Below are 21,161 nucleotides of genomic sequence, written 5' to 3'. Positions count from 1 at the left end.
AAAGGAGAATTGCCATGTTAAGCACCACCCGCCAGCCGCAAAAACTGCAAAAAACACCACGGAAAGCCGCACTTGCCTCGTTTCTGGGCAGCACCCTGGAGTACTACGATTTCTTCATTTACGGTTCCGCTGCCGCGCTGGTCTTCGGTCCGTTGTTTTTTCCGTCCGAGGACCCTGCGGTGGGACTCATAGGCGCGTTCGCCACCTTTGGAGTCGCCTATGTTGCCCGGCCGGTAGGCGGCCTGGTCATGGGCCACTTCGGCGACAAACTGGGCAGGAAGAAGATCCTCCTCATCACGCTGGGCGTCATGGGCACGGCGTCCCTTGGCATCGGGTTCCTGCCCAGTTACAGCCAGATAGGCGTTTGGGCTCCCATCCTGCTGGTGGTCGGCCGCCTGGCGCAAGGCTTCTCGGCGGGTGCAGAGTCCGCGGGCGCATCTACCCTCACCCTGGAGCACTCCCCGGAAGGCCGCCGTGGCTTCTTCACGAGCTTCGTCATGACCGGCTACGCCTCGGGGATGGTCCTCGCAACGCTGGTGTTCATCCCCGTAGCTGCGCTGCCTACCGAAGCACTCATGAGCTGGGGCTGGCGCGTCCCGTTCTGGCTGTCCATCGTGGTGCTGGCAATCGCCTACTGGGTCCGCACGCACTTGGACGAGACGCCGGAATTCGAGGAATCAAAGGCCAGTCAAGTGGTTGCGCCCATGCCACTCCGGGAGGTCCTGCGCTTCCAGTCAGCAGACGTGATCCGGGTGGTGGGCATGTCCATCATGTCCGTCATGCAGACTATTTTCACGGTCTTCGGCCTGTCCTACGCCACAGGAACTGCGGGTTTCGACAAAGCGTCGATCCTCACCGTCAACGCCGTTGCGATTGGTTTGTCCATGTTCGTGATGCCCTTGACTGCAAAGCTCTCCGACAAAGTGGGGCGCAGGCCGCTTCTCCTCACGGCTGCCCTCGGCTGCTCGGTTACGATTTTCGCCTACTTCGGTGCGTTGTCCACGGGCAACATCCTGCTGGTCTTTGCTGCGGCTTTCGCGAACATGACGTTGTTGTATTCCTGCTTCAACGGCATCTGGCCAGCCCACTTTGCCGAGCTGTTTGCGGCTCCGGTCCGCTATTCAGGAATGGCTTTGGGCAACCAGCTGGGCCTGGTGGTGGCTGGATTTGGCCCACTGATCGCAGGCATTCTTTTGGGAAAGGGACACGATGGCTGGCTACCTGTAGCGGGCTTCGCGGTCCTCTGCATGGCGATCGCCGGCGTGGCCGCCTTCTACTCCCGCGAGACGGCACGAACGCCCATCAAGGAGCTCGGCGAGCCATACTGGCGCGGAGTGGCCGCTAGGAAACAGTAACCGCGGTACTTCCCTGCAAGGTGCGGCGCACGAAGTCCGCACTTGGTTGTGCGTAGGCGTCCATAATCTGCTTGAACAACGCAGTTCCTTGGGCCCCGGGCCAGTCTTCGGGCAGGAATGTCCCGGGCAGCCCGGGGTCGAGGTAGGGGATGATCCGCCAGCGGTCAATGCATTGGACATACCTGGCAAAGGCGCCGGCATCGATGCCGGCGCCGTCCCGGGCGGGCACGGCAGACCCGTGCTCGCGGATGAAATCCTTGTAGAGTTCCGCTACCGCGTCCAGATCCCACCACTTCGAGGCGGCATCCTCCAGGCTGCCGCCCACCAGCGGGGTTTTCGTCACGAAGAGGGTGGCCATTCCCCGGAGTTCGAGGTCGGCGAGGATTTCCTCCACCTCGCCGCGAAGGGTATCCGGGCAGATCCACAGGCCGGCGGCCACCGTCCCGCAACCAATCCAGTGGAGCCTGCGCCGCAACTGGTGACGCTTCTCCCGCTCCGTCTCCGGAATCGAAAAGGAAACGAGGCACCACGGATCGGACGGTGACATGCTGGTGGGGTTGTAAATCCTGCGGTCGCCGCGGGCCAGCATGGATGCCGCTCCTTCGGTCAGCGTGAAACCAGGGATCCCGTCGCGCGTCTCCTGAAGGACAACGTCCTTCTTCCGCAGGCGGCCCAGGGCAGTCCGGGTCACTGTTCCGGACGTGCCAAGGGCCTCCATGAGGACGACGATGTCCTTGGCCGACATCCAACCGCCCGCTTCCCGCAGGTACAAGCCGATGACGGTTCGCAGCAACGACGTGGTACTCCCGGGACGGGAGTCCATATCGTCAAGAACGGCACTCACAGCAGTTCGGCGAGGGCGTCGCGGATAGCTGTCACTCCCAGCTCAACCTCGGCGTAGCTCGTGCTCAAGGGAGACAACCCGATGCGCAGGCCATGCGGGGGACGGAAATCTGGAATGACGCCCCGCTCCCACAGCTTCGCCGTCACATCGGCAAACAGTGGGTGGTCCACCGTGACATGCGACCCACGCTCGGCAGCGTCGCGGGGGCTCACGATTTCTACTCCAAGTGGAACCAGGAGCTCGTCCGCGAGGGCGATCGCGTACTCCGTGAGTTTGACCGACTTCTCCCGGACCGAATCCATGCCCACAGAGGCGATCAGCTCCACCATGTCCTTGATCGGCTGCATGGCAAGAACAGGAGGAGTACCCGTGATGAACCGCCGGATTCCCTCGGCGGGACGGTATGAATCCGTCATGCCGAATGGATTGTCCGCGCCCATCCACCCCCAGATGGGCTGCTGGAGAAGGTTCTGCCGTGAGGCGTTGACATACGCGAATGCGGGGGAGCCCGGACCACCGTTGAGGTACTTGTAGGTGCAGCCAACGGCCAGGTCGACGTCCCAGGCATCAAGGTCCAACGGCACGGAACCTACGGAATGGCACAGGTCCCAGAGCATGAGGGCACCTGCGGCATGCACCTTGCCGGTGATTGCCTTCGCGTCTGCAAGGAACCCGGAGCGGTAGGCCACATGGCTAAGAACCACGACGGCGGTCCGCTCGCCAAGGAGCCCGTCAAGGTCCGCCGCACGAACGCCGCTTGCGGGGTTGGTGGCGATCCATTTGATGCTTGCCCCGCGTTCCTTGGCGATCCCTTCGATGATGAAGCGGTCCGTGGGAAAGTTGTCCCTGTCAATGATGATCTCGTCACGGCCAGGCTGGGCATCTACCGCTGCCCGGATCAGCTTGTACAGCATGACCGAGGTGGAGTCGCCCACGGTGACCTGCCCGGGAGCGGCACCAAGCGTCACTTCGCCGATGCGGTCGCCCACGCGCGTAGGCTCATCCATCCACTGTTCGTCCCAGCCGCGGATCAGCCGGCTGCCCCAGGCACCATGGACAAAGGATTGGAGGTTCGCTGCGGTTGCCTTAAGCGGACGTCCGAGCGAGTTGCCGTCGAGATAAGCGGTGAGCTGGCCGGCGTCGGGCGTGTAGAAGGCCTCACGCTGGGCGGCGAGAGGATCTGCGGCGTCCAGCTCGGCCGACGTTGGCCGTTGGGTCTGCTGGGCAGTAGTCATGGTTCCCTCCTTGGGAAAGGCTTGGCGGGTGTTTGCTTAGTTGCCGATCTCAGTACGGACGGCGTACAGCTCGGGGAAGAAGGTGAGGTCAAGGGCGCGTTTGAGGAAGTCGACACCTGAGGAGCCGCCGGTGCCCACCTTGAACCCGATGGTCCGCTGGACGGTGCGCAGATGCCGGAACCGCCAGGCCTGGAAGTTGTCTTCGATGTCCACGAGGTCTTCGCAGGCCTCGTACAGTCCCCACTGGGTATCGTCCGATTCGTAGATCTTCTGGAAGACCGGAACCAGATCCTTTCGGAACGTCCAAGGCTCACTGGTGTCCCGCTCCAAAATGTCGGCCGGGATGTCGTATCCGGCCCGGGCGAGAACCGCCAGGAAGGCGTCGTACAGGGTGGGTTCATCCAGGAGCCGGCTGAGCAGCGCATGTGCTTCGGGGTCGCTTTCGAAAACGCGCAGCATGCCCCTGTTTTTGTTGCCCAGCAGGAATTCAACCCCGCGGTATTGATACGACTGGAAACCTGAGGAACTACCCAGGAATCCGCGGAACTGTGCATACTCGCGGGGCGTGAGCGTGCCCAGGACCGACCACTGTTCTGTCATGGTGCGCTGGATGGCCTTGACGCGGGCGATGCATTTGAGCGCCTTGCCAAGGTTGTCCTGGTCAAAAAGCCTGCGGGCTTCCAGGAGCTCATGCAGGACGAGTTTGAGCCACAGCTCACTGGTTTGGTGCTGGATGATGAACAGCAGTTCGTCGTGGTGCTCAGGCTGGCTGAGCGGATGCTGCGAGTTGAGCAGGTGGTCCAGGTCCAGATAACCGCCATAGGACATTGCGTGACGGAAATCGGTGCGCACTGAATCTTCTATGTGGCGGACACTTTGGGGGGAATGGACTGGGGGCTTTTCCATATCTTCGAGATTATCACTTCCATGACGAACGTCAAGAAAATGATTTCGCCCGCACGTTCTTTCCCCTGACGTTCGCCCCTGTGCCGTACGCTGGGCTTGATAGACCGGAACGCGGGGAAGGGAGGACGGCCATGGCCTCCAACATGCCGGTGTCCATATATTTGGACGTCGACGGCGTGGTGAACCCGTTCGGCCCCCAGGGCGTCACTGATTGGGGTGGTGAATGGAAAATCGCCGACGCCGGCATCCTTGACGTCGCGTTCGCGCCCGAGGCAGTGGCCGAACTCAACGAGCTGGCAGAGCATCCCTTCGCCCGCTTTGTATGGCTCACCACCTGGGAACGCCTTGCCCCGGAGTTTCTCTGTCCTGCCATTGGACTGAAGGGCGAGGATTGGCCTGTCCTTACCAGCCAGGGGTGGGACCAAAGCGCGGAATGGTGGAAACTCGGGGCGCTCCAGAAGGACCTGGCCGCGATGGGAGCCGAGCGCTTCGTGTGGCTGGACGACCAACTTGGCCAGGAGTCAGACGCCCGTTCCTGGGCTGAATACCACCAGGACCGTGTGCTTTGCATCTCACCGGATCCACGCAAGGGACTCTCCCGCCGCGATCTTGCCGCCGTCCGTACCTTCCTCGGTTGACCGAAGCGACGGTACCTGTTTGGCCGCTCGGTGGTTGGCACGTAGGATTCTTAAGGTTTCAAGCCCGCCGGATAGAGTGCGGCAAGTCCAGTCAGGTGAACAATGGCTGAACTATGCTGTGCATGGCAGGTATGGGGAAGTGGAACTGCTGAACGTCGACTCTGCAGATTGGGCAACAGGTGGAAATCACCTTCATGGTCGCGCTTGTCATAGCGTTGGCCCTATTCTTTGACTTCACCAACGGCTTTCACGACACAGCCAATGCGATGGCTACGCCTATCGCTACGGGGGCGATCAAGCCCAAGACGGCGGTTGCCCTGGCAGCCGTGCTCAACCTTGTTGGGGCGTTCCTTTCAACCGAAGTGGCAAAAACCATTTCCGGGGGACTCATCCGGGAAGGCTCGGACGGTATTCACATCACACCGGACATCATCTTCGCCGGCCTGATGGGTGCAATCCTCTGGAACATGGTCACGTGGCTCAAAGGCCTGCCCTCCAGTTCCTCGCACGCATTGTTCGGCGGCCTCATCGGCGCCGCGGTGGTGGGTATCGGACTTCACTCCATCAACTTTGAAACAGTGCTGCAGAAGGTGATCCTGCCAGCTGTCTTTGCACCCCTCATCGCCGGGGCCGTGGCGTACCTCTGCACCCGCCTGGCCTACGCGCTGACCTCCCGGCACGACCCCGAAACGGGTGACAAGCTCACGCAGAAGCGCGGTGGTTTCCGGACCGGCCAGATCTTCACGTCCAGCCTCGTAGCCCTCGCACACGGCACCAACGATGCCCAGAAGACCATGGGCATCATCACCCTGGTCCTCATTGCGGGAGGCACGCAGGCTCCGGGATCCGGTCCGCAGTTCTGGGTCGTGGCTGCTTGTGCTTTGGCCATCGCCATCGGCACTTATGCTGGCGGCTGGCGCATCATCCGCACCATGGGTTCAGGCCTGACCGAAGTAAAGCCGGCGCAAGGCTTCTCGGCCGAGACCAGCACGGCCTCAGCCATCCTGGCTTCTTCCCACCTGGGTTTCGCGCTCTCCACCACGCAGGTCGCCTCCGGTTCCGTCATTGGCTCAGGTCTGGGCCGAAAGGGCACCTCCGTTCGCTGGGGCACTGCCGGCAAGATCGCTTTGGGTTGGCTGTTTACCCTGCCGGCGTCGGCCATCGTGGGCGGGCTTACCGCGCTCCTGGTGAACATCGGTGTCGTGGGCGTCGTCATTGCCGCGGTCGTCGGTAGCGCCGCCGTCGTCTTCATGTTTGTTGCGTCGCGTAAATCGCATGTTGGCCACCACAACGCAGTGGAAGTCGAAGAGGCCGGCCACGCCGTGAAGTTCAGCAAGAAAAAGAAATCCCGAAAGTCCGTCAACAACAAGGATGTGCAGCGATGAAGTGGCTGGAATTGCTTCAGGTTGCCGGCGTCACGCTCGTTGCTGCTGTGACCCTGGTGGTTCTCTACTCCCTTGGAGTACGCCTCACCGCAATTGCGGGTGACGCCCAGCAGAAGTCGCCCGGACTCGTTCGCTCCCTGGCGGCCGTATGCTTTGGCATCTGCGGACTCGCCGTCCTGTTCGGCATCTACTTGATCGTGCCCTACTTCGGAAAGTAACCGCCTCTCTGGCAGCAAAGTCCATTCGGGAGAATAATCAGCAGTGAAGTTACATCACTGCGTGGTCGTGATCCGGCAGATGTGGGGCTGTCATGAAGTGCCATTCCCGAAGACATCGCATCGGACTGGCACTCGTTCCGGTCCTGGTGCTGGCACTTTCTGCGTGCGTTCCCAACAACACCCCACAAGGCAGTCCATCTCCCAATCCGGCTCCGCCCGTCACCAACGCAACATCACCAGCGGTTCCCACCGCCGTCGCTCCCACCGCCGGGCAGCCCGCAGGTCCGGCCGGACCGGGAGCACCCCAGGCAGAAGCGCCGGTGGTGCGCTGGGTACCCATAGGGCCAGTAGGCCCCAACGATCCCACGGCCGGTCAACGCTATCTCCTGCTGCAGCAATTCCAATGCGATGCGCTGGCCAAGAGCCTGGAAGGCGCCGAAGATGTTGCCGTGTGGCAAGCGGCCGCCGCTGTCTGCAAGGCACTGCAAAGTGGTGTGCAGCAGGACTGGCAGCGCGCTTCGAATGCCGTTGCAGCTACACCGCGTATACCGCAGACCCAGTGTCTTGAGTTCACCGTCGCCGCAACGTCAGCTTCTGCGGTCGCCCAACACCGCAGCAACCCGGGAGTCCAACTAAAGCCTGAAACCGCCCCGGGTGAAGCTTGCCCGCGGCACTTGAGCGGCCTCACGGTAGTAGACAACGACCTGAGGCCAGTGGCAGGCACAGCGCGTGCCTCCGGCCCCCGGTCAGGCGGCACTGTGGTCAGGCTGGATGGCTATTACGTCAGGGTCGGGGACATCCTGTTCGACGGCGTCCCCGCAGCTCCCGAAATAGTTGCCGGAGGAGGGGACTACGAAACGCTGTATCTGAGGATGCCGCCGTCCGATGGCCGCGCCTCCGTCCGTATTTCCATTACGGACACCGTGGACATCAGCGGAACAGTGACGTTTTTCTATGATGATTCCGCACCCAAGAGCACGGGCCCGGGTGGAACGCCCGAAACCAATGGAACCCCGCCAAGCGCCAAGCCCCCGCGGAGTGTACCGCCAGCCATCCCTTCTGTCGGCGCGTCCCCCACGGCAACTCCATGAGCGTCGCCCAGGAGCCCACTGCCTCACAAGAATCCGCTGCCTCTCAAGAATCCGCTGAGCGGAGCCTGGTCAACAACCGCTGGCAGCGGACCCTGGACGTCCTCTCCGTCATAGGTCCGCCCCTGACCGTGGCCACGGCGTTGTTGGTCTACTTCGGCTGGGCGCGTACGGATGCCCAGGCGAAGGCCATGGGCCTGGACGTCAGCCTGTTTGGTTATACCGTGCAGGACTTTATTCTGCGGAGTATCCAGTCGCTCTTCCAGCCGCTGGCCTGGCTCGTGGTGATCGGGTTGTTGTGGCTCATGGTGGACCGGCTCGTTTCCCGGCTCCTGGGCGCCGCACGCCACCGGACGCTTCTGCGAAGGGCCGCCCTGGTGGTGCTGATTCTTGGTTTCGCCTACGCGGCGGTGATGTGGGTGGCGATCGTGACCCAGCCGGGACGGATCCTGCTCTACGCACCCTTCCTCATCGCCGCCGGCTTGCTCGTGGGGGCATGGGGACTGAGCGTGCGTCGGCGGGCCGCTGATCCGGCCCAGCGGATCCTCCGCGCCACCACTCCGCGCTCACTCGAAAGGTCCCTTGTGTTCGTCCTGGTCACCCTGCTCCTTTTCTGGGGTACCTCCGATTACGCGCAGGCCCTTGGGCGGGGCGCGGCCATCGATTACCAGGAAAGATCCAGCCTGCTGCCAACGGCCGTGGTCTACAGCAAGGAGCGGTTGGCCGTGACAGCGCCCAACGTCCATGAGGACTCGGCTGGTACGGACGCTGAGCCGTTGTACCGGTACACGGGCCTGCGGCTGCTGGTGGTCAGTGGAGGAAGGATCTTCCTGCTGAACGATGGATGGACGCTTGCCCAGGGCCGGGTGGTGGTACTGCGTGATGATGGCAGTGTGCGTGTGGAGTATGGGAACGCCAGCGCCAACTGACTAGTGTGGGGCCATGTCGATCTTCCAGTATTACGTGGCGTCCACCGTGGACGGTTTCATTGCTTCCGAGGATGACGATCTCGGCTGGCTCCTGCAATTCGACCAGGTTGAAGGCGTGAGCGGCAGCTATGAGTCCTTCTTCGCAGGTGTGGGTTGTGTCGCCATGGGCGGCGGGACCTACCGTTGGCTCATGGAGCACGAGCCCGGCAAGTGGCCGTACCCGGACATCCCCTGTTGGGTGTTCACGCATCATGAGTACTCGGCTCCGGCCGGTTCCAATGTCACGTTCGTCCGTGGGGACGTGCGCGAGTTCGCACCGGATCTCCTCGCCGACGCCGGAGACAAGAACGTCTGGCTGGTGGGCGGCGGCGACCTCGTGGCCCAGTTCGCCAACGCCGGCTTGCTCCACGAGATGATCGTCACCATCATCCCGGTTGTCCTTGGCGCCGGTAAGCGGCTGCTGCCGCTGAAGGGCCCGACGGCGCCACTTGAGTTGCTCTCCTCGCGCATCCTTGGCGGGGCCGCGGCTGAACTGCACTACCGTATGCCGCCACGGTAGCTGTTAGGCAGCAACTCCCGGATCAGTGGCGGTTGTTCCGGATCATGTTGGTAATCCGGGCAGTCGAAAGCCTTCTGCCCTTTTCATCGGTGATAACGATCTCGTGGGTGGCCAATGTCCCGCCCAGGTGGATCGCCGTACATGTGCCGGTTACCGTGCCGCTGGCAATGGAGCGGTGGTGCGTTGCGCCAACTTCGATTCCTACGGCGTGCCGTCCCCTGCCGGCGTGAAGCGAGGCAGCAAATGAACCCAGGGTTTCGGCGAGGACCACGTGGGCTCCGCCGTGAAGGATGCCGGCTACCTGTGTGTTCCCTTCCACTGGCATGGTTGCCACAGTCCGCTCGGCACTGAGCTCGGTAAACCGGATCCCCATTTTCACCACAAGGGAGCCGACGCCGTGCCCCGAAAGCCAATCATGGAACTCTTCGGGCACACCTGCCTCGTTCAGTTCGTCGACAAACCGGTTCGGCGTGAAATTGTCCATCATGCCAACTAGGCTGGCACCTGTGAGTGAAACAACCAAACCGGACCAGGTTCCAACGGCCCAAGCTGCTGCCATTGCAACAGCACCCACCCCCTCTTCCACCGCTTCATCCAGCACCACGGGGGAGGGCCGGCCCAGGTTGCTGGTCCTGGATGGCCATTCCATGGCATTCCGGGCCTTCTACGCCCTTCCTGCTGAAAACTTCTCTACCGCCAGAGGCCAGCACACCAACGCCGTGCATGGATTCACCTCCATGCTCATCAACCTGATCAAGGACCAGAAGCCAACGCACGTCGCCGTGGCGTTCGACGTCTCTGACGACACCACCTTCCGCAAGGCCGAGTACAGCGAGTACAAGGGTGGCCGCAACGCGACGCCTGCGGAGTTCCAAGGCCAGATCGCCCTCATCGCCAGGGTCATGGAGGCCTGGGGTATCAAGACCATCGCACTGCCCGGCTACGAGGCTGATGACATCCTGGCCACCCTAGCTGCCCAGGCGGATGCCGCCGGCTTTGAGGTCCTCCTGGTCTCGGGGGACAGGGACTCCTTCCAGCTCATCAATGACAACGTGTTTGTGCTCTACCCCAAACAGGGCGTGAGCAACATCCCCAAGCTGGATGCGGCGGCCATTGAGGAGAAGTACTTCGTCAAGCCTGCCCTGTATTCGGACCTCGCCGCATTGGTGGGCGAATCCGCGGACAACCTTCCGGGCGTACCGGGCGTGGGGCCAAAGACCGCCGCCAAATGGATCAACCTCTACGGTGGCCTGGATGGCATCCTGGAGAACCTGGACGCCATCGGCGGCAAGGTGGGCGGAGCACTCAAGGAGAACCTGGAGAACGTCAAACGTAACCGCAGGCTGAACCAGCTGCTGACGGACCTCGAACTGCCCGTCGGGCTGGAGGACCTCCACGAGCCGCGCCCCGACCGGCAGGCCATCGAGGAACTGTTCGAGGAACTGGAATTCCGCACCCTGCGCGCCCGGTTGTTCGATCTGTACGGTGACGACACCACTGGTGCCGCCCCGGACACCATCGAAGCCCCTGAGTTTGCCACGCTCAAGGACGCCGCTGAGTTGGAGGCCTTCTTCAGCGCCGGCTCCGGCACACGTTCCGCGATTGCCATCCAGCCCGTCCAGGGCCGCATAGGCGAGGATGCCAACGCGTTGGCAGTGGTCCGGAACAATGGCGCTGCCTATATCGACCTCACGGAGTTGGATTCAGCAGCCGAGCCGGTGCTGGCCAACTGGCTCCGGGATCCTGAAGAAGCCAAGGTGGTGCACGAGTTCAAGGCCGCCCTCAAGGCCCTGCACAACCGTGGCCTGGGACTGGAAGGCGTGGTTGATGACACCTCGGTTTCCGGATATCTGATCCAGCCTGACCGCCGCAGCTACGACCTCCCTGAACTCGCGCAGGTCCACCTCAAGATTTCCCTGGGCGTCGTAACTGCGTCGGCCGGGCAGTTGGAGCTGGACCTCATGGGAGGCAGCGACCAAGCCGCAGCCGCAGCGCTCGTCCAGCAGGCCGCCGTCGTGCATGCCCTCAGCAAGCACTTCGAGAAGGAACTCGCCGACCGCAAGGCCGACGCCCTGCTGACCACGCTGGAGCTCCCTGTGTCCCGCGTCCTGGCACAGATGGAACTGACTGGTATCTACGTCTCCATGGACCGCATGAACGAGCAGCTTGCGGACCTCACCAAGGTGATCGAGAACGCCCAGGAGCAGGCCTTCGCCGCGATCGGGCACGAGGTAAACCTGGGTTCGCCCAAGCAGCTGCAGACCGTCCTTTTCGAGGAACTCGGCCTCCCGAAGACCAAGAAAATCAAGTCCGGCTACACCACGGATGCGGCATCGTTGAAGGCCCTGCTGGAGAAGACCGGCCATGAATTCCTGGTGCAGCTTATGGCGCACCGGGAATCGTCCAAGCTCGCCCAGATGGTGGAGACGCTCAAGAAGTCCGTGGCGGACGATGGCCGCATCCACACCACCTACGCGCAGAACATTGCTGCCACGGGCAGGATCTCCTCGAACAACCCCAACCTGCAAAATATCCCGGTCCGCAGCGAAGAAGGTCGCCGTGTCCGCGGGATCTTCGTGGTCAGCGAAGGGTATGAATGCCTCCTGTCCGCTGACTACTCACAGATCGAAATGCGCATCATGGCCCACCTCTCCGGTGACGAAGCACTGATCCAGGCATACAGGGACGGGGAGGACCTGCACCGCTTCGTGGGCTCGCGGATCTTCAACGTCGCTCCTGCCGAGGTCACCAGCGCGATGCGATCCAAAGTGAAGGCCATGTCCTATGGCCTGGCTTACGGGCTGACCTCGTTCGGCCTCTCAAAGCAGCTGGAAATTTCCGTGGACGAGGCACGGACGCTGATGAAGGACTACTTCGATCGCTTCGGCGGCGTGCGTGACTATCTCAGGGGCGTTGTGGACCAGGCGAGGGTGGACGGTTACACGGCCACCATTGAGGGTCGTCGCCGTTACCTCCCGGACCTCACCAGCACCAATCGCCAGGCCCGGGAAGCAGCCGAGCGAATTGCCCTTAATTCGCCCATCCAGGGTTCCGCCGCCGATATCATCAAGCGGGCCATGTTGGGTGTTTCGGCCGAACTTGCGGGCCAGGGCTTGAAATCGCGGATGCTCCTCCAGGTCCATGATGAACTCGTCCTTGAGGTCGCACCGGGAGAGCGCGAGGCTGTCGAGAAACTCGTGGTGGAGCAAATGGGGGCTGCTGCTGAGCTGTCAGTCCCGTTGGACGTCCAGCTCGGCGTGGGCTCCAGCTGGTATGAGGCCGGCCACTAGCCGCCAGACGTTCCAAGGATCGCCGGAGGGCGCGCCGCCTGAATGGTGGCGCGCCCTCCGGCGTCTGGCTAGGCTCGGGGCGTGGCTGATCCCAATGAAAGATATTCCGAAACGAATTCCGCCGAAAAATATGCCGGGAAATACAGGGTTCAACAATTCCCTGCCGTAGCTGATCGCGAGGACCCCGCCTACTCCCGCTGTGCCGCGTGGGTCCAGGCAGTCTCGCACGGCTTCCACCAGCACAGACGCGACGACGACTACATCGCCAAGACCCTGCGCGCTTACCGCACGGACCGCCGCGAATTGACCGGGGTCTACATCAACGGAGACGTTCCCCAGCACGCTCTGGGCGCGGAGGTTCCGGTGGCCACGTACGGCACCATGCGCAAATCCCTGAACATCGGGTTTGGCCGGCAACTGGAATCAAACCTGGTGACCGCGGTGACCGTACGTGGAACGCACCGGCGCAAAGGACTGCTCCGGGGCATGATCACCGCTGACCTTGCCGGCGCAAAGGACGATGGCCTCGCCATGGCAGCGCTCACGGCCTCGGAGGGGTCCATCTACGGCCGCTTCGGTTTTGGCGTGGCTACTTTTGAGCGCAGCATCAAGGTCGATACCGGCCCTCGTTTCCGCCTCAAGGGGCAAGCGACGGGAACGGTAGAGGTGGCTGATCCGGCAGTTCTGCTGGACGTTGCGCCACAGGTCTTCGAGCACGTCCAGCGGGTAACTCCTGGCTCAGTAGACCGTCAAGAGTACTATCGCTTGCTGGCTTCCGGAGCGATCGGCCATGACGGGAAGCCAGACACCGGGGTAAGAAGCGCCCTGCACTACGACTCCTCCGGGACACCGGACGGCTACGTTTCCTATCGCTTCAAGGGCTGGGACGCCAAGCCGTACACCATGGAAATCGTGGACCTCGTTGCTGGTACCAATGCGGCCTACCTCGATCTCTGGCGCTTCCTTGGGAGCATCGATCTCATTGACCAGGTGACGTGGGCCGAGGCCCCCGTGGATGATCCGTTGACGTGGGCCCTGGAAGATCCCAGATGCTTGGATTCCTCGGACGTGCGGGACATGTTGTGGTTACGGATCCTGGACGTTCCGGCAGCACTGTCCGCCCGCCGGTACCCGGCTGCCGGAAAGCTGGTCATGGAAGTCTCGGATACCCTTGGCATGGCTGGTGGCACGTGGGCGTTGGAGTCCGACGGCGGTGCTGCCGCGACCGTCACCGAGGCATCCGGCCAGGAACCGGATCTCTGGATGGATGTCGCCGATCTCGCGTCCATCTATCTTGGTGCTGTGTCCCCGGTGACGCTCACTGCTGCAGGGCGGATGCGTGAAGGCAAGCCCGGTGCCGCATTCGCAGCCCAACAGCTTTTTGCTGTGGAACGGCCAGCACACTGCCTCACCCATTTCTAGAAATACACTTCTACAAAGAGCTCACACACCCAATAGACAAGGACATCCATGGGGGATTCCAAGCGGCGGCCGCTGGCCGGCCGGCGATCAGTGCTGCTTGGAATGGCGGGACTGGCATCTGCTGCTCTGGCGGCTTGCGCGGACAACGGGAGGCCGGCATTCCCGGACGGCGCGGGAGCAGGGCCGGCGTCGCCTGTCACCCAGCCAAGCGCACCGGGTGCCGGCCCTGCGACGCCACCGCCTTCGATCGCTGCACTCTCAAGCGAGCAGGCCACCGCGGCCATCGCCGCCAAACCCGGCGGCGGTGAAGGAGGCAGCGGTGAGGGAGGCGACAGCACTGTAGCTCCGCCGTCGAGCGTTCCTGCATCGCCAGCCACAATCCCAGGCAAGCCGCAGATCCTGGCGGAATTTGGTCCCCTGCGGCCCCAGGAGTGGGGCCTTCACGTTACGGGTGTGGTGAACAATTCTGCCTCGCAGCATGTGGCCCTGACCTTCGACGCCTGCGGTGGCCCCGGCGGAACCGGCTGTGACCACAAATTGCTGAAGTCGCTCCGCAGCCTCAACGTCCCGGCCACGCTTTTCATCAACAGCCGCTGGATTGCCGCCAACAGGTCACTTGCCGCGGAACTGGCCGCCGAGCCTCTCTTCGAGCTCGCGAACCACGGGACACTGCACCTGCCCTTGTCAGTTAACGGCAGGTCCGCCTACGGCATTGCCGGAACGGCAAACCCGGCCGCAGTGTACGAGGAATTAATGGGCAACCAAGCCCTGATGCTTGAGTTGACCGGTGTTTCGCCTCGCTTCTTCAGGCCGGGAACGGCGTTCTACGACGAAGTCGCTGCGAGCATGACCCGCAGGTTGGGGATGCTCCCGGTCAACTTCACCGTGAACGGCGACGGCGGAGCCACTTTCTCGCCGGTAACCGTCGCCGGGGAAGTGGCCAAGGTTGCTGCGGGGGACATCGTGATTTCGCATTTCAACAGGCCGGCCTCGGGAACTGCCGAGGGTTATGCGAAGGCTTTGCCTCGCTTGCTGGACCGCGGGGTTACGTTCGCGCGGCTCGGAGACGTCCTGCCTGTGTGAAGGCCTTCGTAGTCCTGCCGGGGTCCTTTTGACCCTGCTTTGCAGATACGACTAGAATAAACGGGCGTGTACTACGTGCATGCGTCCATTTTGTATTAATCCACAAATCAGGATGACCCGGTATTTTGCCGTGTTCTGCCGTCCGGACCCGGGCGGCAGCGGTTTGCCTGACCGACACACTATCCACAACGGAGCCCCTACTACATGACCATCACCTCCACCGAGAAGCCCGGTACCCCCGTAGTCGCCATTAACGACATCGGTACCGCTGAGGACTTCCTCGCAGCTGTCGACGCCACCATCAAGTACTTCAACGACGGCGACCTCGTCGAAGGTACCGTCGTCAAGGTCGACCGCGACGAAGTCCTGCTCGACATCGGTTACAAGACCGAAGGTGTCATCCCTTCCCGCGAGCTTTCCATCAAGCACGACGTTGACCCCGGCGAAGTTGTTGCCGTTGGCGATCAGGTCGAAGCTTTGGTTCTCACCAAGGAAGACAAAGAAGGCCGTCTGATCCTCTCCAAGAAGCGTGCTCAGTACGAGCGCGCCTGGGGCGACATCGAGAAGGTCAAGGAAGAAGACGGCGTCGTTACCGGTACCGTCATCGAGGTTGTCAAGGGTGGCCTCATCCTGGACATCGGCCTGCGCGGCTTCCTGCCCGCATCCCTCGTCGAGATGCGTCGTGTCCGCGACCTCGCTCCGTACATCGGTCAGCAGATCGAAGCCAAGATCATCGAGCTGGACAAGAACCGCAACAACGTTGTGCTGTCCCGCCGTGCATGGCTCGAGCAGACCCAGTCCGAGGTCCGCTCCACGTTCCTCAACAAGCTGGAAAAGGGCCAGGTTCGTCCCGGCGTCGTTTCCTCCATCGTCAACTTCGGTGCATTCGTGGACCTTGGCGGCGTAGACGGCCTCGTTCACGTTTCCGAGCTCTCCTGGAAGCACATCGACCACCCGTCCGAGGTTGTCGAGGTTGGCCAGGAAGTCACCGTCGAGGTCCTCGAAGTGGATCTGGACCGCGAGCGTGTCTCCCTGTCGCTCAAGGCTACGCAGGAAGATCCGTGGCAGACCTTCGCCCGCACCCACGCCCTCGGCCAGGTTGTTCCGGGTAAGGTCACCAAGCTGGTTCCGTTCGGTGCGTTCGTTCGCGTCGAAGACGGCATCGAAGGCCTCGTTCACATCTCCGAGCTGGCTGTCCGCCACGTGGAGCTCGCCGAGCAGGTTGTCTCCGTTGGCGACGAACTGTTCGTCAAGGTCATCGACATCGACCTCGAGCGTCGTCGCATCTCCCTCTCCCTCAAGCAGGCTAACGAGGGCGTTGACGCTGACAGCACCGAGTTCGATCCCGCTCTGTACGGTATGGCCGCTGAGTACGACGAAGAGGGCAACTACAAGTACCCCGAGGGCTTCGACCCCGAGTCGAACGAATGGCTCGAAGGCTACGAGACCCAGCGCGCCGCTTGGGAGCAGCAGTACGCTGACGCCCAGACCCGTTGGGAAGCCCACAAGAAGCAGGTTGCACAGCACGCTGCTGACGACGCTGCCGCTGCAACGTCCGGTGAGAGCGATTCCGGCACCACCAGCTACTCCTCGGAGCCGGCTGCTGCTGAGTCCAACGCCGGTACCCTGGCGTCCGACGAAGCTCTCGCAGCACTGCGTGAGAAGCTGACCGGCAACTAATTCCGCCACCCCTCACGGGATGCGCTGAATAGCCAAAGAAGGACCCCTGCCTTGCGGCAGGGGTCCTTCTGCTTAAGTCAGGCGCGATGGGCACAAGTGAAAAGAGCACTGCCTATCGGAGCGCCAGCCGCGCTTCCACTGAAGCGGCCTCGACTATGAGTTCGGCACCGAGGGAAGACAGCAGGGCTTGTGCAGCCTTGTTTCCTGGCGTCGTAGAGGCTTGCAGGACGGCGAAGCCCCGAGTACGCGCTTCGTCTGCCACCAGGTGGAGGGCCAGGCGGCCAAGGCCTTGGCCGTCGGCCAGTGCCACGCGGGGTGCCACAGTTGATTCAGGGCACATCGATCCATTCCGTTCCTTCCGGCTGGAGCACCGCAGACCCGGCGGTTAGCGCCGCGAGCCGTGCACCGGCGTCGGCCATTGCTGCCGGCTCATCGGGGAGCGCCAATCGCAGGACCGTCTCGTTGGCTCCGTAGCCGGTCTCCGCCATTACGTACCCGGCCGAGCGGAGGTCATTTTCCAGTCGCCCGGCGGCGGCATGCGGAACGCTGACGGCGTGTAGCCGCAGCCTGCGGCGCTGCACCAGCGGGGCGGCATCAAGGGCAGCCGAGACCGACTCCGAATAGGCGCGGACCAGCCCGCCGGCGCCCAGGAGAATCCCACCAAAATAGCGCACGACGACGGCGCTCACGTCGCTCAGATCAGTCACCCCGGGTGCTGTCTCACGCTTGAGCAGTGCCTCCAGCATGGGGATACCAGCCGTGCCGGAAGGTTCGCCGTCATCACTGGATCGTTGAACCATCCTGTCCGGACCTACAACGAAAGCCGAACAGTGGTGCCGTGCGTCATGGAACTCGCGCCGCAGCGCAGCCACAAGTGAGCGTGCCGTATCTTCGTCAGGAGAGCGGCGGAGGACGGTGATGAAGCGGGAGCGGCGGATCTCCAGCTCGTGACGGAAATCAGGACCCTCGGCCAGCGTTGTGTAGGCCGTCGCGCGGCTGTCATCCTCAATTTCCACCGCTTCAGTCTAGTGTGGAGGGGTGTTGAAGATCGGGCTGACGGGCGGCATCGCCTCGGGAAAATCGCTGGTGGCGGCCAGGCTGCAAGAGCTGGGGGCTGTGCTCATTGATGCTGACGTCATTGCCAGGCAAGTGGTGGAGCCGGGAACTCCGGGCCTGGCCCGTGTAGTAGAGGCTTTTGGGCCGGAGATCCTGGACCCTCAGGGGAGGCTGGACCGGCCCGCCCTTGGCGCCATAGTTTTCCAGGATCCCGCTCGGCGGGAAGTGCTCAATGGCATCATCCATCCGTTGGTCCGGGAGTCCGCAGCGGCAATCGTCGCCGAAGCTACGGATGAAGACATTCTGGTCCAGGACATTCCCTTGTTGGTTGAGACAGGGCAGGGGAGCGCTTTCCATCTGGTAATCGTGGTGGACGCCCCGGATGATGTGCGGATTCAACGGATGGTCGGCCTTCGCGGAATGACCCATGAGGACGCGCGTTCCCGAATGGCGGCCCAAGCCAGCCAGGAGGCAAGAATCGCTGCAGCGGACATCGTCCTGGAAAATTCCGGTAGCCGGGAGGAACTGCTCGCCAAAGTGGATGACTTGTGGTTCGGGCGGTTGGTGCCCTTCGCTGAGAATTGCAGGCGTGGGGTTCGTGCCCGGCGGACAAATGGTCCGGTCCTGTCCGCCCCGCGAACCGACTGGGGCCTGCAAGCGGCCCGGCTCTCCTCGCGCATCCGAGCGGCAGCACCGGATGACATCCTCGCCGTGGACCACATTGGGTCTACGTCCGTGCCCGGACTGGCCGCCAAGGATGTTATCGACCTTCAAGTGACTGTTGCGGACCTTGACGCAGCGGATCGGATCGCACCGCGTCTGGCCGCTGCTGGATACCCACGTGTTCCTGGCGTGACCGCGGACACCCCGAAGCCGTCACACCCTGATCCGGCCCAATGGCAAAAGCGCTTCCATGCCAATGCTGATCCGGGACGCCCAACCAACCTTCATGTGCGCGTTGCCGGCACGCCGGGTTGGAGATACGCGCTGCTGTTCCGCGACTGGTTGAGGGCGGAACCTTCTGCTCTTGCCGTGTACGAGGCGCACAAACGCGAAGTGGCTGCACAGCATGCCACCGACCCCGGCACCGCTGGATACGCCGACGCCAAAGAACCCTGGTTCACGGAGGTGGCCTGGCCGCTGATGGATGAGTGGGCCAGCCGCACCGGCTGGCAACCGCCGTCGTATTCTTCCGTTGCAGCGGGACATAAAGCAGGACAATAACTGTCGGGGTGCAGGGGTAGATTGGTGTCATGAGTCTTGCCCAGGAGATCAACCGTGTCGTCGCGCCCTTCGAAGTCGTCAGCGACTACAAACCCGCCGGAGACCAGCCGGCGGCAATTGCGGAACTGACGGAACGCATCAAGAACGGCGAGAAGGACGTCGTACTTCTTGGCGCAACGGGCACGGGCAAGAGCGCCACCACTGCGTGGCTCATTGAGCAGGTGCAGCGCCCCACGTTGGTCATGGTTCAAAACAAGACCCTGGCAGCCCAGCTCGCCAACGAGTTCAGGGAACTCCTGCCCAACAATGCGGTGGAGTACTTTGTTTCGTACTACGACTACTACCAACCGGAAGCCTACGTACCCCAGACGGATACGTTCATCGAAAAGGACTCCTCGGTCAATGAGGAAGTTGAGCGCCTTCGGCACTCGGCCACCAATGCACTGCTGACCCGGCGTGACGTCATCGTGGTGGCCACAGTCTCCTGCATTTACGGCCTGGGAACGCCCGAAGAATACATCGCGGGCATGGTGACGCTCACCAAGGGCGCTGAAATGAACCGCGACCACCTCCTTCGCAAATTCGTTTCCATGCAGTACACGCGAAACGACATGGACTTCCACCGCGGCACCTTCCGCGTCCGCGGAGACACCGTAGAGATCATTCCCATGTACGAGGAACTCGCACTCAGGATCGAATTTTTCGGCGATGAAATCGAGAACATCTACACACTGCATCCAGTCACCGGCGAGGTCATCCGCGAGGAAACCGAGATGTACGTCTTCCCGGCTTCCCACTACGTGGCAGGGCCGGAACGAATGGGCCGGGCGATCACAGCCATCGAAGACGAACTCGCCGAACGCCTGAAGGTGCTGGAGAGCCAGAACAAGCTGGTGGAAGCCCAGCGCCTGCGGATGCGGACCACCTACGATCTCGAAATGATGCAGCAGATGGGTTTCTGCAACGGCATCGAGAATTACTCCCGGCACATTGACGGCCGCGCCGGCGGTACGGCACCGCACTGCCTGTTGGACTACTTCCCTGATGACTTCCTCCTGGTAATCGACGAATCCCACGTCACCGTCCCGCAAATCGGCGCTATGTATGAAGGGGACATGTCCCGCAAGCGCACGCTGGTGGACCACGGCTTCCGGCTGCCCTCCGCCATGGACAACCGGCCCTTGAAGTGGGACGAGTTCCTTGAACGCATCGGGCAGACCGTGTACTTGTCGGCCACGCCCGGAAAGTACGAGCTCGGGAAGGCAGACGGATATGTCCAGCAGATCATCCGGCCCACCGGCCTGATCGACCCCGAAGTGATCGTGAAGCCCACCAAGGGACAAATCGATGACCTCCTGGGTGAAATCCGCCAACGTACTGAACGCGATGAACGTGTCCTGGTCACCACGTTGACCAAGCGGATGGCCGAAGACCTCACAGACTACCTCCTGGGCCATGGAGTCAAGGTCCAGTACCTCCACTCCGACGTCGATACTCTTCGCCGGGTGGAACTGCTGCGCGAGCTGCGGATGGGGGTCTTTGACGTCCTGGTCGGCATCAACCTCCTGCGTGAAGGCCTGGACCTGCCTGAAGTCTCACTCGTAAGCATCCTGGATGCGGACAAGGAAGGCTTCCTGCGTTCCTCTACCTCCCTGATCCAGACGATTGGCCGTGCCGCTCGAAATGTGTCCGGCCAGGTCCACATGTACGCGGACAGGATCACGGACTCCATGGCCCACGCCATCGAGGAAACCAACCGGCGCCGCGCCATCCAGGTCAAGTACAACACCGACAACGGGGTTGACCCCCAGCCGCTTCGCAAGAAGATCGCTGACATCACAGACCAGTTGGCACGCGAAGATGCCGATACCCAGGAGCTCCTGAACAACAACAGGCTGGCCAAGGGTGCCAAACGTACGTCCGGCGCCAAAGGTGCAGCCACCGTCCGGAAGGACGGGCTGGCCGCAGCTCCAGCGGAAGACCTGGTTGGCCTCATCGAACAACTCACGGAACAGATGCATGGCGCCGCTGCCGAACTGCAATTCGAGGTGGCGGCCCGTATCCGTGACGAAGTGGGGGAGTTGAAGCGGGAATTGCGTCAAATGCAGTCTGCAGGGCACGCCTAAGGTAAGGTTATGGTCACGTAGGGGAGTATCCCAAGCGCTACGTCCGTCAGCACGCAAGGCACAGATGCCTCGCCGGACTTAGTGGGCCGCTGAACGTGCATTCACCGCACTGGCAGGCCGGAG

The 21,161-nt window shown here is 62.4% G+C and carries 19 protein-coding genes; 13 read left to right on the top strand and 6 right to left on the bottom strand.

Annotated features, from left to right (window positions below; translation table 11 throughout):
• The first annotated feature begins 14 nt into the window (after positions 1–14).
• Positions 15–1,355 carry an MFS transporter gene (locus J2Y41_RS03735; protein WP_309926240.1) on the top strand — a complete coding sequence of 447 codons (1,341 nt, stop codon included), beginning with the start codon at positions 15–17 and terminating at the stop codon, positions 1,353–1,355.
• On the opposite strand, the gene J2Y41_RS03730 is transcribed toward J2Y41_RS03735, so the two are convergent.
• Genes J2Y41_RS03730 through kynA form a run of 3 tightly spaced genes read right to left on the bottom strand, consistent with a single transcriptional unit; the run spans position 1,342 to position 4,340 of the window.
• Entirely contained in the window at positions 1,342–2,199 is an 858-nt protein-coding gene (locus J2Y41_RS03730; protein WP_309926238.1) for a PaaX family transcriptional regulator C-terminal domain-containing protein, read from the bottom strand. The genes J2Y41_RS03735 and J2Y41_RS03730 overlap by 14 nt on opposite strands.
• Entirely contained in the window at positions 2,196–3,434 is a 1,239-nt protein-coding gene (locus J2Y41_RS03725) for an aminotransferase class V-fold PLP-dependent enzyme (protein ID WP_309926236.1), read from the bottom strand. The genes J2Y41_RS03730 and J2Y41_RS03725 overlap by 4 nt, the downstream gene beginning before the upstream one ends.
• Before the next feature lie 36 nt (positions 3,435–3,470).
• Entirely contained in the window at positions 3,471–4,340 is an 870-nt protein-coding gene (gene kynA, locus J2Y41_RS03720; protein WP_224164337.1) for a tryptophan 2,3-dioxygenase, read from the bottom strand.
• 131 nt (positions 4,341–4,471) lie between these two features.
• On the opposite strand from kynA, the gene J2Y41_RS03715 reads away from it, so the two are divergent.
• The 6 genes from J2Y41_RS03715 to J2Y41_RS03690 all read left to right on the top strand — a co-directional run bounded on the left by J2Y41_RS03715 (position 4,472) and on the right by J2Y41_RS03690 (position 9,157).
• On the top strand, positions 4,472–4,978 hold the full coding sequence (locus tag J2Y41_RS03715; protein WP_224090180.1) for an HAD domain-containing protein: 507 nt from the start codon (positions 4,472–4,474) through the stop codon (positions 4,976–4,978).
• A 179-nt stretch (positions 4,979–5,157) separates the two neighbouring features.
• Positions 5,158–6,363 carry an inorganic phosphate transporter gene (locus tag J2Y41_RS03710; RefSeq protein WP_224090181.1) on the top strand — a complete coding sequence of 402 codons (1,206 nt, stop codon included), beginning with the start codon at positions 5,158–5,160 and terminating at the stop codon, positions 6,361–6,363.
• Positions 6,360–6,581 (top strand): hypothetical protein, encoded by a 222-nt coding sequence (locus J2Y41_RS03705; protein WP_216925815.1) that lies wholly within the window; start codon positions 6,360–6,362, stop codon positions 6,579–6,581. Before J2Y41_RS03710 ends, J2Y41_RS03705 begins: the two co-directional genes overlap by 4 nt.
• A gap of 92 nt (positions 6,582–6,673) precedes the next feature.
• Positions 6,674–7,672, top strand: coding sequence for a hypothetical protein (locus J2Y41_RS03700; RefSeq protein WP_309926231.1), 999 nt, complete (start codon positions 6,674–6,676; stop codon positions 7,670–7,672).
• Positions 7,669–8,598 (top strand): hypothetical protein, encoded by a 930-nt coding sequence (locus tag J2Y41_RS03695; RefSeq protein WP_309926228.1) that lies wholly within the window; start codon positions 7,669–7,671, stop codon positions 8,596–8,598. Before J2Y41_RS03700 ends, J2Y41_RS03695 begins: the two co-directional genes overlap by 4 nt.
• A gap of 13 nt (positions 8,599–8,611) precedes the next feature.
• Positions 8,612–9,157: a dihydrofolate reductase family protein gene (locus J2Y41_RS03690; RefSeq protein WP_224164342.1), complete on the top strand. Its 546-nt coding sequence runs from the start codon at positions 8,612–8,614 to the stop codon at positions 9,155–9,157.
• A 22-nt stretch (positions 9,158–9,179) separates the two neighbouring features.
• Here J2Y41_RS03690 and J2Y41_RS03685 read toward each other — a convergent pair whose 3' ends face one another.
• On the bottom strand, positions 9,180–9,644 hold the full coding sequence (locus J2Y41_RS03685) for a hotdog fold thioesterase (protein WP_223932901.1): 465 nt from the start codon (positions 9,642–9,644) through the stop codon (positions 9,180–9,182).
• A gap of 160 nt (positions 9,645–9,804) precedes the next feature.
• Here J2Y41_RS03685 and polA point away from each other — a divergent pair, with 160 nt between their 5' ends.
• The 4 genes from polA to rpsA all read left to right on the top strand — a co-directional run bounded on the left by polA (position 9,805) and on the right by rpsA (position 16,632).
• The gene (gene polA / locus J2Y41_RS03680; RefSeq protein WP_309926713.1) at positions 9,805–12,447 is read left to right on the top strand and encodes a DNA polymerase I; all 2,643 of its coding nucleotides are present in this window, start codon (positions 9,805–9,807) and stop codon (positions 12,445–12,447) included.
• 81 nt (positions 12,448–12,528) lie between these two features.
• On the top strand, positions 12,529–13,869 hold the full coding sequence (locus J2Y41_RS03675; RefSeq protein WP_309926224.1) for a GNAT family N-acetyltransferase: 1,341 nt from the start codon (positions 12,529–12,531) through the stop codon (positions 13,867–13,869).
• 48 nt (positions 13,870–13,917) lie between these two features.
• Complete coding sequence (locus J2Y41_RS03670; protein ID WP_309926222.1) at positions 13,918–14,952, top strand: polysaccharide deacetylase family protein; 1,035 nt, start codon at positions 13,918–13,920, stop codon at positions 14,950–14,952.
• A gap of 204 nt (positions 14,953–15,156) precedes the next feature.
• The gene (rpsA, locus tag J2Y41_RS03665; RefSeq protein WP_216925808.1) at positions 15,157–16,632 is read left to right on the top strand and encodes a 30S ribosomal protein S1; all 1,476 of its coding nucleotides are present in this window, start codon (positions 15,157–15,159) and stop codon (positions 16,630–16,632) included.
• Between the two features lie 112 nt (positions 16,633–16,744).
• On the opposite strand, the gene J2Y41_RS03660 is transcribed toward rpsA, so the two are convergent.
• Together J2Y41_RS03660 and J2Y41_RS03655 are read right to left on the bottom strand one after the other, a co-directional pair.
• The gene (locus J2Y41_RS03660; RefSeq protein ID WP_309926220.1) at positions 16,745–16,972 is read right to left on the bottom strand and encodes a GNAT family N-acetyltransferase; all 228 of its coding nucleotides are present in this window, start codon (positions 16,970–16,972) and stop codon (positions 16,745–16,747) included.
• Positions 16,962–17,648 carry a YigZ family protein gene (locus J2Y41_RS03655; protein ID WP_309926218.1) on the bottom strand — a complete coding sequence of 229 codons (687 nt, stop codon included), beginning with the start codon at positions 17,646–17,648 and terminating at the stop codon, positions 16,962–16,964. The genes J2Y41_RS03660 and J2Y41_RS03655 overlap by 11 nt, the downstream gene beginning before the upstream one ends.
• Before the next feature lie 22 nt (positions 17,649–17,670).
• Between J2Y41_RS03655 and coaE the strand changes: the two genes are divergently transcribed.
• Together coaE and uvrB are read left to right on the top strand one after the other, a co-directional pair.
• Positions 17,671–18,912, top strand: coding sequence for a dephospho-CoA kinase (gene coaE, locus J2Y41_RS03650; protein WP_309926216.1), 1,242 nt, complete (start codon positions 17,671–17,673; stop codon positions 18,910–18,912).
• 29 nt (positions 18,913–18,941) lie between these two features.
• Positions 18,942–21,038, top strand: a complete 2,097-nt coding sequence (gene uvrB / locus J2Y41_RS03645) for an excinuclease ABC subunit UvrB (protein WP_224090213.1) — start codon at positions 18,942–18,944, stop codon at positions 21,036–21,038.
• Positions 21,039–21,161 lie beyond the last annotated feature (123 nt).

Source organism: Arthrobacter sp. 1088, assembly GCF_031455315.1.
In the GTDB taxonomy this organism is placed as follows: Bacteria; Actinomycetota; Actinomycetes; order Actinomycetales; family Micrococcaceae; genus Arthrobacter.
The sequence above is the reverse complement of the archived record's forward strand: the minus strand, read 5'-3'. Positions and strand labels throughout refer to the sequence as shown.